The 14,279-nt window shown below is 59.3% G+C and carries 15 protein-coding genes and 1 pseudogene; 11 read left to right on the top strand and 5 right to left on the bottom strand.

The window, feature by feature from the left end; translation table 11 throughout:
• Positions 1–83: 83 nt before the first annotated feature.
• Positions 84–1,622, bottom strand: coding sequence for a trimethylamine methyltransferase family protein (locus C1J02_RS12855; RefSeq protein WP_114878937.1), 1,539 nt, complete (start codon positions 1,620–1,622; stop codon positions 84–86).
• Between the two features lie 409 nt (positions 1,623–2,031).
• On the opposite strand from C1J02_RS12855, the gene C1J02_RS12850 reads away from it, so the two are divergent.
• The 3 genes from C1J02_RS12850 (at position 2,032) to C1J02_RS12840 (ending at position 3,845) form a co-directional block, all read left to right on the top strand.
• Complete coding sequence (locus C1J02_RS12850; RefSeq protein ID WP_114878936.1) at positions 2,032–2,631, top strand: outer membrane protein; 600 nt, start codon at positions 2,032–2,034, stop codon at positions 2,629–2,631.
• 185 nt (positions 2,632–2,816) lie between these two features.
• Positions 2,817–3,170 (top strand): hypothetical protein, encoded by a 354-nt coding sequence (locus C1J02_RS12845; RefSeq protein ID WP_162798320.1) that lies wholly within the window; start codon positions 2,817–2,819, stop codon positions 3,168–3,170.
• Between the two features lie 27 nt (positions 3,171–3,197).
• Entirely contained in the window at positions 3,198–3,845 is a 648-nt protein-coding gene (locus C1J02_RS12840; protein ID WP_114878934.1) for a LysE family translocator, read from the top strand.
• A gap of 70 nt (positions 3,846–3,915) precedes the next feature.
• Here C1J02_RS12840 and C1J02_RS12835 read toward each other — a convergent pair whose 3' ends face one another.
• The 3 genes and pseudogenes from C1J02_RS12835 to C1J02_RS12825 all read right to left on the bottom strand — a co-directional run bounded on the left by C1J02_RS12835 (position 3,916) and on the right by C1J02_RS12825 (position 5,666).
• Positions 3,916–4,221: a type II toxin-antitoxin system RelE/ParE family toxin gene (locus C1J02_RS12835; protein ID WP_205389805.1), complete on the bottom strand. Its 306-nt coding sequence runs from the start codon at positions 4,219–4,221 to the stop codon at positions 3,916–3,918.
• Positions 4,222–4,247: 26 nt separating this feature from the next.
• A pseudogene (locus C1J02_RS12830) lies at positions 4,248–4,463 on the bottom strand (CopG family ribbon-helix-helix protein); the annotation flags it as partial.
• 24 nt (positions 4,464–4,487) lie between these two features.
• Positions 4,488–5,666, bottom strand: coding sequence for a pyridoxal phosphate-dependent aminotransferase (locus tag C1J02_RS12825; protein WP_114880550.1), 1,179 nt, complete (start codon positions 5,664–5,666; stop codon positions 4,488–4,490).
• Positions 5,667–5,920: 254 nt separating this feature from the next.
• Between C1J02_RS12825 and cysS the strand changes: the two genes are divergently transcribed.
• From cysS to C1J02_RS12805, 4 genes are read left to right on the top strand one after another with little or no spacing between them, the layout of a single operon-like run.
• Positions 5,921–7,333, top strand: coding sequence for a cysteine--tRNA ligase (gene cysS / locus C1J02_RS12820; RefSeq protein WP_114878932.1), 1,413 nt, complete (start codon positions 5,921–5,923; stop codon positions 7,331–7,333).
• Positions 7,330–8,955 carry a citramalate synthase gene (gene cimA, locus C1J02_RS12815; protein ID WP_114878931.1) on the top strand — a complete coding sequence of 542 codons (1,626 nt, stop codon included), beginning with the start codon at positions 7,330–7,332 and terminating at the stop codon, positions 8,953–8,955. The genes cysS and cimA overlap by 4 nt, the downstream gene beginning before the upstream one ends.
• Positions 8,952–9,659, top strand: coding sequence for a class I SAM-dependent methyltransferase (locus C1J02_RS12810; RefSeq protein ID WP_114878930.1), 708 nt, complete (start codon positions 8,952–8,954; stop codon positions 9,657–9,659). Before cimA ends, C1J02_RS12810 begins: the two co-directional genes overlap by 4 nt.
• Entirely contained in the window at positions 9,656–10,432 is a 777-nt protein-coding gene (locus C1J02_RS12805; RefSeq protein ID WP_114878929.1) for a squalene/phytoene synthase family protein, read from the top strand. Before C1J02_RS12810 ends, C1J02_RS12805 begins: the two co-directional genes overlap by 4 nt.
• Positions 10,433–10,447: 15 nt before the next feature.
• Here the strand turns inward: C1J02_RS12805 and C1J02_RS12800 are convergent, their stop codons facing one another.
• Complete coding sequence (locus tag C1J02_RS12800; RefSeq protein ID WP_114878928.1) at positions 10,448–11,671, bottom strand: MFS transporter; 1,224 nt, start codon at positions 11,669–11,671, stop codon at positions 10,448–10,450.
• Between the two features lie 98 nt (positions 11,672–11,769).
• On the opposite strand from C1J02_RS12800, the gene C1J02_RS12795 reads away from it, so the two are divergent.
• The 4 genes from C1J02_RS12795 to C1J02_RS12780 all read left to right on the top strand — a co-directional run bounded on the left by C1J02_RS12795 (position 11,770) and on the right by C1J02_RS12780 (position 14,279).
• Positions 11,770–12,495, top strand: coding sequence for a precorrin-6A/cobalt-precorrin-6A reductase (locus C1J02_RS12795; RefSeq protein WP_162798319.1), 726 nt, complete (start codon positions 11,770–11,772; stop codon positions 12,493–12,495).
• Positions 12,492–13,127: a DNA-3-methyladenine glycosylase gene (locus C1J02_RS12790; RefSeq protein ID WP_114880549.1), complete on the top strand. Its 636-nt coding sequence runs from the start codon at positions 12,492–12,494 to the stop codon at positions 13,125–13,127. The genes C1J02_RS12795 and C1J02_RS12790 overlap by 4 nt, the downstream gene beginning before the upstream one ends.
• Positions 13,124–13,789, top strand: coding sequence for an alpha/beta hydrolase (locus C1J02_RS12785; protein ID WP_114878926.1), 666 nt, complete (start codon positions 13,124–13,126; stop codon positions 13,787–13,789). Before C1J02_RS12790 ends, C1J02_RS12785 begins: the two co-directional genes overlap by 4 nt.
• A 235-nt stretch (positions 13,790–14,024) precedes the next feature.
• Positions 14,025–14,279 carry a PepSY domain-containing protein gene (locus C1J02_RS12780; RefSeq protein ID WP_114880548.1) on the top strand — a complete coding sequence of 85 codons (255 nt, stop codon included), beginning with the start codon at positions 14,025–14,027 and terminating at the stop codon, positions 14,277–14,279.

Below are 14,279 nucleotides of genomic sequence, written 5' to 3'. Positions count from 1 at the left end.
AAATAGTCCTTCATAGGTTGAGGGAGGTCCGGCAGCCCCAGATTGCCGGGCCTCTTTGATTTCAGACGTCAAAAGGCCGGAATTCAGGCGCTCAGATGAATGTTGAATCTGGCCCTGATTGCAGCATCTGTTGCCGGATCAAGCCGCGCTGAGGCGCGTTCTGCCAGAATCATTTCTTTGCGTGCTTTGGCCTTTTCGATCAGGTCGGGTTTGCCCATTTCGGCCCATTCCTTTGGCGACATGCGGTTGCCAAGGGCGGGATAGACGTGGTCCGCCTCCATCCGGCTTAATGTTTGCTCTGTCCCCAGATAATGCCCGGGCCCGCCAATGCAGACCTGGCGGATTTCTTCGAGCGCCAGCGTGTCATCCGACACCTCAATCCCGCGCACACAGCGCAATGCCTGACCGATCAGATCATCCCCAAGGATCAGGCTTTCGTGGCAAAAGCCCAGCAGGGACGCATGCATGCCTGCGGCCTCATAGACCATGTTGAGACCTGACAGCCCCGCCATGACGTTGGAACACATCTGTTCCCATCCGGCCTGCATGTCAGGCAGTTTGCTGTCGGCGATGCCGGCGGCGGCACCACCGGGCAGGTCATAGAATTTATGCATCTGCGCGCATCCCGCAGTCAGCAGGGCCTGTTCGCCGGATCCACCCGTCATTGCACCGCTGCGCAAATCCAGACCAAAGGGCCAGGTGCCAAAAATTGCAGGTGCGCCGGGTTTGACAGCGTTCACGTATACCAGCCCTGCCAGACATTCTGCAGTGGCCTGCACAATCGCGCCTGCCACGGTAGAGGGGGCTGTCGCCCCGGCCATGCCAGCAGACAACAGCAACACAGGCATGCCGCCTTCGATACAGGCCTCCATCACCTGACAGGATTCGGTGGCGAACTTCATCGGTGGGACGACAAAACAGTTGGAGTTGCTGACAAAGGGGCGCGCGCGCCATTTGTCTTCGCCACCAGCGATCATGTGCAATAATTCGAGCCCGTGTTTGACATACGCAGGATCGGTAAAGGACGCGCCGACGTGCTTTTTGGTGCCAGAACAGCAGGCGTAGATCGAATTCAGGTCCATCTCAAGGTTGTCAGGGATGTCACGGCAGACCATCGGCCTTTGCAGAAAATGGATGTTTTCCAGCCGGTCAGCGATGCGTGCCGCGTCATGCAGATCTTGCACCCCACATTCGCGGTAGTTGCGCCCCTCAGCGTCCACCAGATGAACCGCAGCGCCCGCGGTGCCATAATGTACGCGGTTTCCTGACAGTTCCAGGTCATGCGCAGGGTCACGGCCATGCAGGGTCAAAGATCGGTTGGCACGGGCAATCGTTTCCTCAACCAATGCACGTGGAAACCGGATGCGGCCATCGTCACCTTCAATGGCCCCGGCCGCCGTCAGATATGCCACGCCAGAGGGCGGCGCATCGGCCAATCCGATCTGTTCCAGAGCATCGAGTGCTGCGGTGTGAATGCGCTGCATGCCCTCGTCGGTGAGGGGTTTATAGGTACCACCGTTCATGCCCGCGCGAATGGGGCGAAGATGATCGGCAAGCGGGGCTGCGCGGGCAGCGCGCCGTGCAGCGCGGCCACCGGTACGGGCTGGAGATTGATCTGTCATGTAAGGTACGTCCGAAAAGTGTCAGGGAAAGTTGCGGTATCGGCACCCGAAAGGTGCCCCCCGTGCGGCGCGACCGCGGTCCGCACCGATGGTGCGCGACACGCGAATGAAAATACACAAGTCAGCTCTCACTGCCGTTCTCCCTTGGGGTGATGCTGCTCAACTGAAAGACTGTTTTCTGTTCTGTTCGCGACGGGTGTTCTGTTTGCGACCTGCATTTGAGTTCCGCGTCGTCGATCACGAATTGTATCAGCAGGCACAACTTTGCCGATAAAAAGCGACCTAACTGCAAACATCCGCGCATCACGAATCTGTTAACTATTATCTGGGAAACTTGTACCTATTTAATGCGTTAACCGGATGATCCCGCATGACGTGTGGGCATTCGGATTAACAAAAGGAGCAACACATGACACGCACTTCAAAACTGTTTGCACTGGTCTTGGGCACAACGGCATTGGGCAGTGCCGCTTTCGCGGGCAGCCCGGTTGAGGCACCGGCTGATGCGCAGGTTTTTGCCCCCGCACCGGTACCTGTGAACACAGGTGGCGATTGGACAGGTTTTTACACCGGTCTGCAATTCGGCCATGCGGATGCCGACAGTGCGACAGGCGCACTTGACGGTGACGACACATCTTACGGTTTCCATGCTGGCTATGACTATGACTTTGGTCAGTTCGTACTGGGTGGAGAACTCGATTACGACAAAACCGACATCAGCCTGGGCGGCGGTGCTGCATCCATTGATTCCGTTGCACGGGCCAAACTTCGCGCTGGTTATGATCTTGGCCGCACCTTGGTTTACGCAACAGCCGGGGCTGCGCGCGCCGATACATCGGTGGGTGACGAAACCGGCCCGTTTGTCGGTCTGGGTGTCGCCTATCAGGTCACAGACCGCTATCTGATTGGTGCTGAGGTGCTTGAGCATCGTTTCGACGATGTCGGCGGCGTTGCAGGCAACGATATTGACGCCACAACGTTCAGTATTCGAGGCTCTTTGCGATTCTGATCATCGCGCTGTGATATTGAGATAACAAATGCCGGGGTGAGAAGCCGCCCCGGCATTTTCCATCGCGCAGGGGTCTCAAGTGAAGACTTCGCGACCCCCAGATCAGCCCCCCTTCAAGTGAAGGTTGAAGCATTGGAGGCGATGCTGGAACGAGAGCGCGAAGCGCTGACAGAAATGCGGTCGTATTGAGACGCTTGGAAGCAGCAAGCTACCGCGCTTTTAAGCGCGCCAGAAAAGAAATGCAGCCGGTAGTGGCCTTGGGAGCACTGGGCGGAAAGGTCGCCTGTGCGGGACGAACCCGCCTTTTGCTGGTGCAGCGAGTGCTGACGCAGCATTTCCTCGCATGTGCAGCGGCACGCATTTGCAGCGCAGCGGATTTCACCAGAGCGGCCAATGAGAAGGTCAAAATTGGACATTCCCAAACCACCCTTTCGCTGGGCGCGGTGCCAACAATCGTGTCGCGGACAAAGCCGCCGGTCGTTCTGTCGATCCACGTTCAATTCGTCAGAACTCCGACTGCACTGAATAAAATTGACTAATTCACAGGTGCATTGCATTCTCGCTCGATGGACACATCCTCGCTGGCCGCTATTCTGATGCCCATTGCATTGATCCAGTTTGTTGGCTGGGCCACGCCGGGACCAAACCATCTGACCATTATTACAGCTTCAGTCACGGCCGGGCGCGGTGCCGGACTTCGGGCGGCCATGGGGATCGCCACGGGTGCGCTGGTATGGTCATTGATCGCCGTTTCCGGGATCGCGGTGGTTTTCCAGCTTGTGCCGCCACTTTACTTTGGCTTGCGAGCCATAGGTGCAATGTATCTTATCTATCTTGGCATAAATGCGTTTCGCGCTGCTCGACGCGGCGGTGTATTTAAGCTTGAAGCAGACACCACTTCACCCGCAACACGTGAACCATTCCGGACTGCCTTTTTGGTAATGATGACAAATCCGAAGGCAGTATTGTTTTTTGGTTCAATATTGACCGCCTTTATCCCTCCAGACGGGCCACAGTGGCTGATGGTAGTCATCGCATTTCAGATTGGGCTTGTCGGTGCGGTTCTCAATGCATTTGCGGCGCTGTTCTTTTCGTCGCCGCCCGTCATGCGTGGTTTTCAGGCGGCCAGCTATCCGATGTCGCTTCTGTTCGGTGTACTCTTCATCGGCCTTGGAATGGTGGTCGCGTGGGATGTCGTTGGCGACTTTTTGTAAGCACCCCAGTGGAAAGCTATGGATTCCAGAACCTTGGTTTCATCTGACCAACTCTGCGCCTAAAATATTGTCAGCTTCGGGCTCTCACCGGACCTCCGAAGCCGCACCAAACCTGCCTATGAAGGCTGATCACCAACCTCTTTCTGGTGCCGCACCGCACCGACCAAAGCCACGTCCTGCTGCAACCAATGAGCGCTACATATCCGCTGGTGCCAAGGCTGATCGGCCATTCCTGAAGCTCTGGGTCCATGTCATCGACGGGACGGCCGGCATCTGGATGATCTGGAACGATCTGCATCTCGTCACGGATCGCACTTGCCGGACGTCTGGCTGCATCAGGGTTTTTCTCAGCAAGAAAACGATAGAGGCGCTGCACCTCTGCCAGCGCCTCAGGCGACCAGATCAGTTGTGGCCCTCAGGCGGCTCCTGATCGTTACCAGCGGCGAGTCGGGCCAGCCAAGCATCCGCCTCGGCATGCGTCACGTGCAGCCCGGTCTCCTGATAGGCGTCCCAGGCGCGGATGCCATCCTGGCGGAACGCTTCGTGCTTTTCCTCGCGCTCGACGTATCGGGCAATCGCCTCGCGCATGATCCAATGGGGGGATCTGTCCCGAGCTTTAGCGAGACCTTTTCTATCTGGGTGCTACGCCGCTTTCGCAAGACCTTCGGCAAAGGCACATAAAGTGCGCAGTGCCGTTTCAAATGCCCCGTCTTCGATGGTCATCGCGACCCGGATGTGGCCCGCCGCGGACTGACCAAAGCTTTCGCCGGGCATGACCGCAATGTGATGGGCGTCGAGCAGGGCGTTCGCGAATGCCTCACCGGTCATGCCCGTGCTGCGCACATCCAGCATCAGATACATCGCCCCCTGTGCGGGAACCAGCGCAACAGCGTTCTGCGCGGCCAGCACTTTCTTTGCGAGGGCGCGGCGGCGGCGGAAGGGGGCGGCAACCTCGGTCTCCACCGCCTCACCTTGGGTGAGCGCAAAGGCGGCAGCGTCCTGAATGAAGCCCGGCACGCCGTAGGTCGTGTGGGTCGCGAGGTTGATGAGATGGTCAACTATATCCTCAGGCCCAATGATCCAGCCGCACCGCGATCCGGTCATCGCATGAGATTTCGACATTGATCCCACCACCAGTGTCCGGTCCGCCATCCCGGGCAGGGCGCGGGGGCTGATGTGCGCGCCTTCCCAAACTTGGGTGTCATAGACTTCGTCCGAGATCAGCCACAGATCGTTGTCGATGCACACCTGCGCGATGCCCTCAAGTGTGGCACGTGAATAGACCACACCGGTGGGGTTGTTGGGGGAGTTGATCAGCAGTGATTTTGCCCCCTTTGCATGGGCCGCGATATCGCTGGCGCGCGGCTGAAAGGCGTCCTCGGGCCGGGTCCGGATGCACAAGGGGTTGGCGCTGACCCCGCGCAGGGTGCCGGGGTAGGTCGCATAAAACGGGTCCAGGTAAAGTGCGGTATCACCGGGATCACATACGGCCGCATGTGCCGCGAAAAGAGCGGATTGGCCGCCCGGCGTGATCATCACATTGGCACGGCTGGTTGGCACGCCGGTGCGCGATTGCACACGCGCGGCCACGACATCGCGCAGATGTGTGGTGCCGGGCACCGCGGCATAGCCTGTGTGCCCCGCCATCGCGGCGCGGTGCATGTCTTGCAAGATCGGCGCTGCGGTGCGGATGTCATGCTCGCCAATCGTCAGCTCAGTCACGGGCGTGCCGTTCGCGATCATCTCGCGCGCCCGGTTGAACACGTCCCAGCCGTCCGATCCACCGCCCAACAGGGTGGTAATGCGTTGTGATGCTTTCATCGCGGTCTCCTGAGTTTGCATTGAGGCGCAGGGGCGCAGAGCATTTACGATTCGTCAATCTCATCTATGACCACGCAGATATCAAACGCCCTTGACCCGGCAGTCCTCACCGGGCTAGTCAGGGGCATGAACACCACGATCTGCATTATCTGCTGTATTATTACCTGCTGAGTTTTCTCGCGGGCGTGTTCATGTCGTTTTCATCCAGATAGATATGTGGCATCCCCGCGTTACCCCTGCGCGAGGACGAACCGATGACGACCCCCAAGACGGCCATCAAGCTGCACAACACCAAGACACGGCGCAAAGAGGTCTTTGCGCCGATTGATGCGGATAACGTGCGCATGTATGTCTGCGGCCCCACCGTCTATGACCGCGCCCATCTGGGCAACGCGCGTCCGGTGATTGTGTTTGACGTGCTCTATCGGTTGCTGCGCCATGTGTATGGACCCGATCATGTGACCTATGTGCGCAATTTCACGGATGTCGACGACAAGATCAACGCCCGCGCGGCGGAAAGTGGGCGCGCCATCGGTGAGATCACCGCCGAGACAACGCAATGGTTTCTGGATGACATGGCCGCCGTTGGCGCGTTGGAGCCAAATGCAATGCCGCGCGCGACGCAGTATATCACCCAAATGGTTGCGATGATTGAAGATCTGATCGCCAAGGGCCATGCCTATGCCGCTGAAGGGCATGTGTTGTTTGCCGTCGGAAGCTATGCTGAGTATGGCGCGCTGTCGGGCCGCTCCATTGATGACATGATCGCAGGTGCCCGTGTTGAGGTTGCACCCTACAAGCGCAACCCGATGGATTTCGTCTTGTGGAAACCATCAGATGAGAAAACCCCCGGCTGGGACAGCCCCTGGGGCCGGGGCCGCCCCGGGTGGCACATCGAATGCTCTGCCATGGCGCATGATCTTTTGGGCGCACATTTCGACATTCACGGCGGCGGCAATGATTTGCTGTTCCCACATCATGAGAACGAGATTGCGCAGAGCAAATGCGCAGGCCACGAGTTTGCGAACGTCTGGATGCACAACGAGATGTTGCAGGTCGAGGGCAAGAAGATGTCCAAGTCGTTGGGCAACTTCTTTACCGTGCGGGATCTGTTGGATCAGGGCGTGCCGGGCGAAGTAATCCGGTTTGTGATGCTGTCGACGCATTACCGCAAGCCGATGGATTGGACGGAGAAGAAGCGGGACGAGGCGGAGAAGACTCTGCGGAAGTGGCGGGCTCAAACCAAGGACGTAATTCCGGGACAAATTCATCAAACAGCGCTCAGCGATCTGGCCGACGACTTGAACACATCTGGAGTAATTGCGGAATTGCATCGACTTTCGGCCGCTTCTGACGTGACCACGCTGTTGGCATCGGCACAGATACTGGGTTTGCTGACAGAGGAACTGGGCGGATGGCAATGTGCTGGGCTCGCCGACGGTGCTGATTTGTCGAAGCTTGATGATTTAACGCATTACATAACTGCGATGCGTAAGAAAGCAATACAAACCAAGGACTTCTCCGCAATTGACACAATGAAGGCGAAACTGCTCGATGCGGGTGTTGAAGTGCGCATGTCCAAGGCCGGAGTTGAGTTGGTTCCATCTGATCAGTTCAATAGCGAACGACTATGGCTGATAGGGCGGGAAAGAGGAGCCGAGGCATGATAAAACAACGCCTCTACCTCTACGACACCACCTTGCGCGACGGGCAGCAAACTCAGGGCGTGCAATTTTCGACGGATGAAAAGCGCCAGATCGCCACCGCGCTTGACGCGCTGGGCGTGGATTATATCGAAGGCGGCTGGCCAGGGGCCAACCCCACCGATTCCGCGTTTTTCCACGATGCCCCCAAAACCCGCGCCAAGATGACCGCCTTTGGCATGACCAAACGCAGCGGCATGTCGGCACAAAACGATGACGTGCTGGCGGCGGTTCTCAATGCGCAAACGAAATCCGTCTGCCTTGTCGGCAAAACCCATGATTTTCACGTGAAAACAGCGCTGGGCGTCCCGCTTGCGGAAAACACCGACAACATCGCCCGCTCCATCGCGCATCTGGTGGCGCAAAAACGCGAGGCACTGTTTGACGCTGAACATTTCTTTGACGGCTACATGTCCAACCCGGATTACGCATTGGCTACGATCAGGGCTGCTTATGACGCGGGCGCGCGCTGGATCGTGCTTTGTGATACCAACGGCGGCACCTTGCCCGCTGATGTCGGACGGATCACTGCAGAGGTCATCGCAGCGGGCATCCCCGGTGATCACCTTGGCATCCATACCCACAACGACACCGAAAACGCGGTGGCCTGTACCTTGGCTGCGGTGGATGCAGGCGCACGGCAAATCCAAGGCACGCTCAATGGGTTGGGCGAACGCTGTGGCAATGCCAATCTGACGGCGCTCATCCCCATCTTTTTGCTCAAAGAACCCTATGCCAGCCGGTTCGAGACCGGCATCACGCCGCACGCCTTGCAGGGGCTGACGCGGATCAGCCGGATGCTGGATGAAATCCTCAACCGGGTGCCGATGAAACAGGCCGGGTTCGTGGGCTCAAGTGCGTTTGCCCACAAGGCCGGGTTACACGCCAGCGCGATCCTCAAAGACCCCACAACCTATGAACACATCGACCCGGCGCTGGTGGGCAATGCGCGGATCATTCCGATGTCAAATCAGGCAGGGCAATCGAACCTGCGCCGCCGTCTGGCGAGTGCCGGACTGGACGTGGAAAAAGGCAATCCCGCCCTCGGTCGCATTCTTGAAGAAGTCAAAGAACGCGAGGCGCAGGGGTATTCATATGACACTGCACAGGCAAGCTTTGAATTGCTGGCGCGGGCCGCTTTGGGTCAGATGCCGGACCTCTTTGAGGTCAAGCGCTACCGCGTGACGGTGGAGCGGCGCAAAAACAAATATGACAGGATGGTCAGCCTCTCTGAGGCGGTTGTGGTGGTCAAGGTGGACGGCGAAAAGCGGTTGTCCGTGTCTGAATCGATGGACGAGCAGGGCAGTGACCGGGGCCCGGTCAACGCACTGTCCAAGGCGCTGGCCAAGGATTTGGGGCAATACTCCGCCATGCTCGAAGACATGCATCTGGTCGATTTCAAGGTGCGCATCACCCAGGGCGGCACCGAGGCTGTGACCCGCGTGATCATCGACAGCGAAGACGGGCAGGGGCACCGCTGGTCCACCGTGGGGGTTTCGGCGAACATCGTTGATGCCTCGTTTGAGGCATTACTGGATGCGATCCGCTGGAAATTGATCCGCGACAGTGCAGCGCAGGAGACATGATGGCATTCTTCACCCTGCACCGTGATCTGCCCCGCGAAGGACCGGGGGAAGCGGCAGATGTGGCCTGGGCGGCGGATGTGGTCGGCCTTGCCCAGAACGCCGAGATGGCCGATATCGCCTGTGGTCCGGGTGGCGATATTGCCGCACTGCTGCGCGCGGCACCGGATGGCCATGTGACTGCGTTGGACAAGACCGCGCATTTTGTGGACGCGGCGCGTGCGATCTGGGCGGATGACCCGCGTGCAACGATCCTTAGGGCCGACATGGCGCGGGTGATGAACACCTATGACATGATCTGGTGTGCCGGGGCTGTGTATTTTCTGGGCGTGACCGAGGCGCTGAAAACCTGGCGTAAATCGCTGAAACCCGGTGGGATTGTGGTGTTTTCAGAACCGTGTTGGTTCACCGACACCCCCTGCGCACAATCAGTTGAGGCCTGGGCCGAATATCCGGCGATGAGCGATGCCGCTGGTATCGCGGCGCGCATTGACGCGGCGGGGTTTGAAGTGGTTGCGACCCGCAAGCTGTCGGATCAGGCGTGGGAAAACTACTATGGCCCACTGGATGCCCGCATCGCTGCGTTGCGCACCGATGCTGATGCGGCATTGACCAAAGTGCTGGATGAGGCAGAGGCAGAGGCCGCCGCATGGCGCGCGCACCGTGATGAGTTTGGCTATCTGCTTAGTATCGCCCGGCCAAGATGACCTTTGACGCAGATCTGAACGCTTGCGCGGCACTGGTTGAGCGCGCGGATCCATTGCGGTTTCGCGGCGCGATGGCCGCCCCGGTTGCTGCACGCAGGCTGCTCTTTCCGCTTTATGCGTTCAATATCGAAGTTGCGCGTGCACCTTGGGTCACGCAGGAACCGATGATCGCGGAAATGCGTCTGCAATGGTGGCGCGATGTCTGCAAAGAGATTGCCGAAGGGCGGACTGTGCGACACCATGAGGTGGCGACGCCTCTGTCTGGTGTCATCAGCCGCGATGATGCGCGATTATTGGATGAGCTGGTGGCCGCAAGGCGCTGGGATATCTACAAAGATGCCTTTGAAGATGTGCCTCATTTCGGGCGCTATATCAATCAGACTGCAGGCCATTTGACATGGATTGCCGCGCGCAATCTGGGCGATGCGGACGAGGCGATCGTGCGGGGCGCGGCCTTTGCGACCGGCATTGCGGCGTGGCTGCTTGCCATACCAGAGCTTGAGGCAAAGGGGCGCGTGCCGCTGCTGGATGGCACTGCCCAAGGGGTCCGGGACCTCGCCGGGAACGCACTGGCGCGGCTCAAAGCGGCCCGCGCAGGGCGGCGTAAAGTATCGGCCAGGGCGGGTGCGGCTTTGCTGCATGTGGGACAGGCTGAGGGGACGTTGCGTGCCGCACTGAAAGACCCAAGCGCGGTTGGGGCAGGCACGTTGCCCGACCCGGTCCGCGCGGACGGGCTGAGGTTGGCATACCGCGCCTTTACGGGCCGCTGGTGATCTAGTGTCCTTAGCCTAGGCCTGTGCGCTTTTGGGCCGCATCACCAACCAGATCAACGACCCACCGGCCAGCGCCAGAAAAGGTACCATGGCCATGTTCACAGCTGTCCAGCCTTCGATCGCCGTGCCCCCCGAACAGTTCATCAAACCGCCCGAGGCCAGCGAGGCCAAAGTTACGCCGCCAAAGACCAGAAGATCATTCAGCCCCTGCATCCGGCCCCGTTCATTCGGCTCGTGTGCGCCTGCGAGCATGGCTGTGGCCCCGATAAAGCCAAAGTTCCAACCAAGGCCCAACAGGATCAGCGCCACATAGAAGTTGCCAAGGGCAACACCTTGCATCGCCACCACACCAGCCGCGGCCAAAATGGCGATGCCCAGCCCCATGATCTTTTCCACCCCAAAGCGGGCGATCAGATGCCCGGTGAAAAACGACGGCGCGAACATAGCCAGCACGTGACCTGTGACGATGTTGGAGGCATCCGCCACGCGGAACCCACATCCGACCACAGCCAGCGGCGTCGAGGTCATCACCAGGTTCATCAAAGCATAGGAAACCATGGCACAAATCACCGCCACCGCGATGCGCGGTGTGCGCAAAAGTTGGCTCAGGCTGCGCCCGCGCGGTGCGTCGACCGCAGCTACCGGGGGTTTGGGGATGTCGAGGAAAAAGAACAGCATCATGCCAATGACATTCAAGGCCATCGCCGCCAGATAGACCGGGAAGAACCGCATGACATCTGCCACACCGCCTTGGGTGAGAAAGGCAACCAGCTGTGGCCCGATGATCGCCGAGATCAGGCCACCGGCCATGACATAGGATATCGCCTTGGGCCGGAAAGCGTCAGACGCGGTATCGGTGGCCGCAAAGCGGAAAAACCCCTGTGATGACATATAGATACCCGTGAGGTAGCTGCCGAACAGAAAGATCCAGAAATTGTTGAGTGTCAGCGCATACGCACAGACCACTGCGCCGATCAGCCCGCCTGTGGCTCCGACAAGGAAGCCGGCGCGCCGGCCCCAGCGCTGCATCACGCCGCTTAGCCAGGGTGCGGTGGTCATGGACCCAAAGACGATCATCGAAATGGGCAGTGTCGCAAGGCAGACGTTGGGTGACAATTGTTGCCCCGCAAGGCCCCCGATCACAAAAATCATGGTGATCTGGCTGCCCAGAAAAGCCTGCGCTGCCACCAGTACGGCCACATTGCGCTTGGCGCGGGTGTCGTCAATCATCGCTGTCATCCAACTGTTTGCGCCAAGGGGTATCGCCGCCGTCCGGCAGGGGCAACCCCTTGCGCTGTGCAACTGCTTGGCCTTAGGTCGATGGTATGGAAACAGGCATGACATTGATGATCCTTGCCGGCAGCGCCGAAGCGCGTGCCTTGGGACAAATGGCACGACAAGCCGGGGCAAACGTGAGGGCACTGGTGTCTGAGCCGCCGCGTGGTTCGACCCCAATGCCCATGCCCAGCACATTGCTGCCGTTTGACGATGTGGATGCGGTGATGGCCGAGATGCGCGGGTGTGACGCAGTGCTTGACGCAAGCCACGGTTTTGACGCGGAGATGAGCTGGGTCGGTCATGAAGCGGCCCGGCGGTTGGATCTGCCGTTTCTGTCCTACGTGCGCCCACTCTGGGGGCTGCCAGACGATCTGCCATGGCATTCCGCCCCGGATGTGGCCACGGCACAGGCCCCGATCGCGCCGGGCGCACGGGTGTTTTCGGCAACCGGGTGGGCCAGCCTGCCAGAATACGCGGCGTTTCCCGGTGCGTGCCTAATGCTGCGCCAGACCCATGAGCACCCGCGCATTCCGCCGTTTGATTTTGTGGAGCTGATCTTTGGCGATCCGCCGTTCACCGTTGCCAGTGAAACGATGCTGTTTCGCGACCTGCGCGCAGATACGTTGATCTGTCGAAATCTTGGTGGGCAGGCCAGCCGGCCAAAGCTGGATGCAGCGCAGGCGCTGGGTATGAAAGTGATCCTGATTGACCGGCCCGCGATGCCGGCGGGCGTTGACGTGGTCGATGACATTGATGCGGCCCTTGCATGGGTGCTGTCGCGATGAGCACGTTTGGCCGGATCATCAAAACCCCGGAGGATGTGCACCAGGGGGCCGAATGGCTGGCATCGGCCGATCCGCGTTTTGCCGATCTTATGGCGCAAACGGGCCCACTGCCGCTGCGCCTGAAGCCCCAAGGGTTCAATGCCCTGCTTGAGATCATCGTCAGCCAGCAGGTCAGTGTCGCCTCTGCCGATGCCATCCGCGCGCGCATGGTGGATGCAGGTCTGAACAACGAAGCGGCGGTATGCGCTGCGGGTGATCTGGGCCTGCGTGCTGCGGGTCTGAGCCGCCCAAAGGCACGCTATGCACTGGCACTGGCGGCTGCTGACATTGATTATCGCGGGTTGCATCAGTTTTCCGATGACGCCGTGATTGCGCGGCTGACCGAAGTGCCCGGCATCGGGCCATGGACCGCACAAATATATGTGATGTTTTGCATGGGGCGGGCGGATATGTTCCCGCCCGGTGATTTGGCCCTGCAAGAGGCGGCCAGAGTACTTTTTGATCTGCCCGCACGACCCACTCCACAGGAACTCTCCATCATGGCGCAGGCGTGGTCGCCCTGGCGGTCGGTTGCGGCGCGCGCACTCTTTGCCTACTACCGTCACCTAAAGCAAAGGGAAGGTTTGGGATGACACGGGTATTGAACGCAGGACGGCGCGCGCCGGTATCGGGCGAAACGCAATCGGTTGTGGTGTTTTTACATGGCTACGGGGCCAATGGCGCGGATTTGCTGGGCCTTGCCGACCCGCTGGGCGAACACCTGCCTGATACGCTTTTTGTGGCACCTGATGCACCAGAGGCCTGTGCAGGCGCGCCAATGGGCTATCAATGGTTCCCAATCCCATGGATCGACAATTCATCGGAGGAAGAATCTGAACGCGGCATGATGCAGTCGGTTGAGGACCTCAATGCGTTTCTGGATGCGCTGATGGTCGACGAAGACGTACTGCCCGAACAAGTCGTGTTGTTTGGCTTTTCCCAGGGTTCGATGATGGCGCTGCATGTGGCCCCGCGCCGCGAAGATGCGGTGGCAGGGGTGGTTGCGTTTTCAGGCAGGCTGATGTCGCCCGAGGCGCTGGTTGATGAAGCGCGGGTGAAACTGCCAATCTTGCTGGTGCATGGCGATCAGGACGATGTGGTGCCCCCCCAATCGCTTCCGCAAGCTGCCGAAGCGTTGCAGGAGGCCGGGTTTCAGGATGTCTTTGCGCACATCATGAACGGCACCGGCCACGGCATTGCGCCCGACGGGCTGAGCGTGGCGTTGGCGTTTATGCGCGACAAGCTTAGCCTGTAAAATACCGGCGGACTGTCAGGTGGGTGTGTGCTGTTTTGCGGGTCAGATGAACCCGCAATTCGGCGCAGCACCCGAAACACCCTAAACCACAGTTATAGATGGCATGGTCAGTCGCCATAGACCGCGTCATTGCAACTGCGGTCCAATTTCAGCATGGCCCGTTCGTTTGTAGTTGAGCGTCAGGCAACAGCACATCGCTGTGCGCCACCACATGTTCAAAACAAAGGAGCTTTCCATGTTTAAGAAGAGCATTCTCCCCGCCGTTCTCGTTTGTGCGATGTCCGCTGCCGCTTTGGCCAGTGGTGCGGTTGAATTGACAGACCCGAACACCGCCAAAATTCGCGAGATGCTGACCGAACAGGGCTACGAAATTGCCAAGATCAAGATTGAGGACGGACTTTACGAAGCCTATGCCCGCAAGGACGGCAAGAAATACGAGGTCTTCCTCAATGCCGATTTTGAAGTTGTCCGCACAGAATTGGACGACTGA

The organism is Sulfitobacter sp. SK011 (genome assembly GCF_003352065.1).
In the GTDB taxonomy this organism is placed as follows: domain Bacteria; phylum Pseudomonadota; class Alphaproteobacteria; order Rhodobacterales; family Rhodobacteraceae; genus Sulfitobacter.
This window is presented reverse-complemented; position numbering and strand designations above follow the sequence as displayed.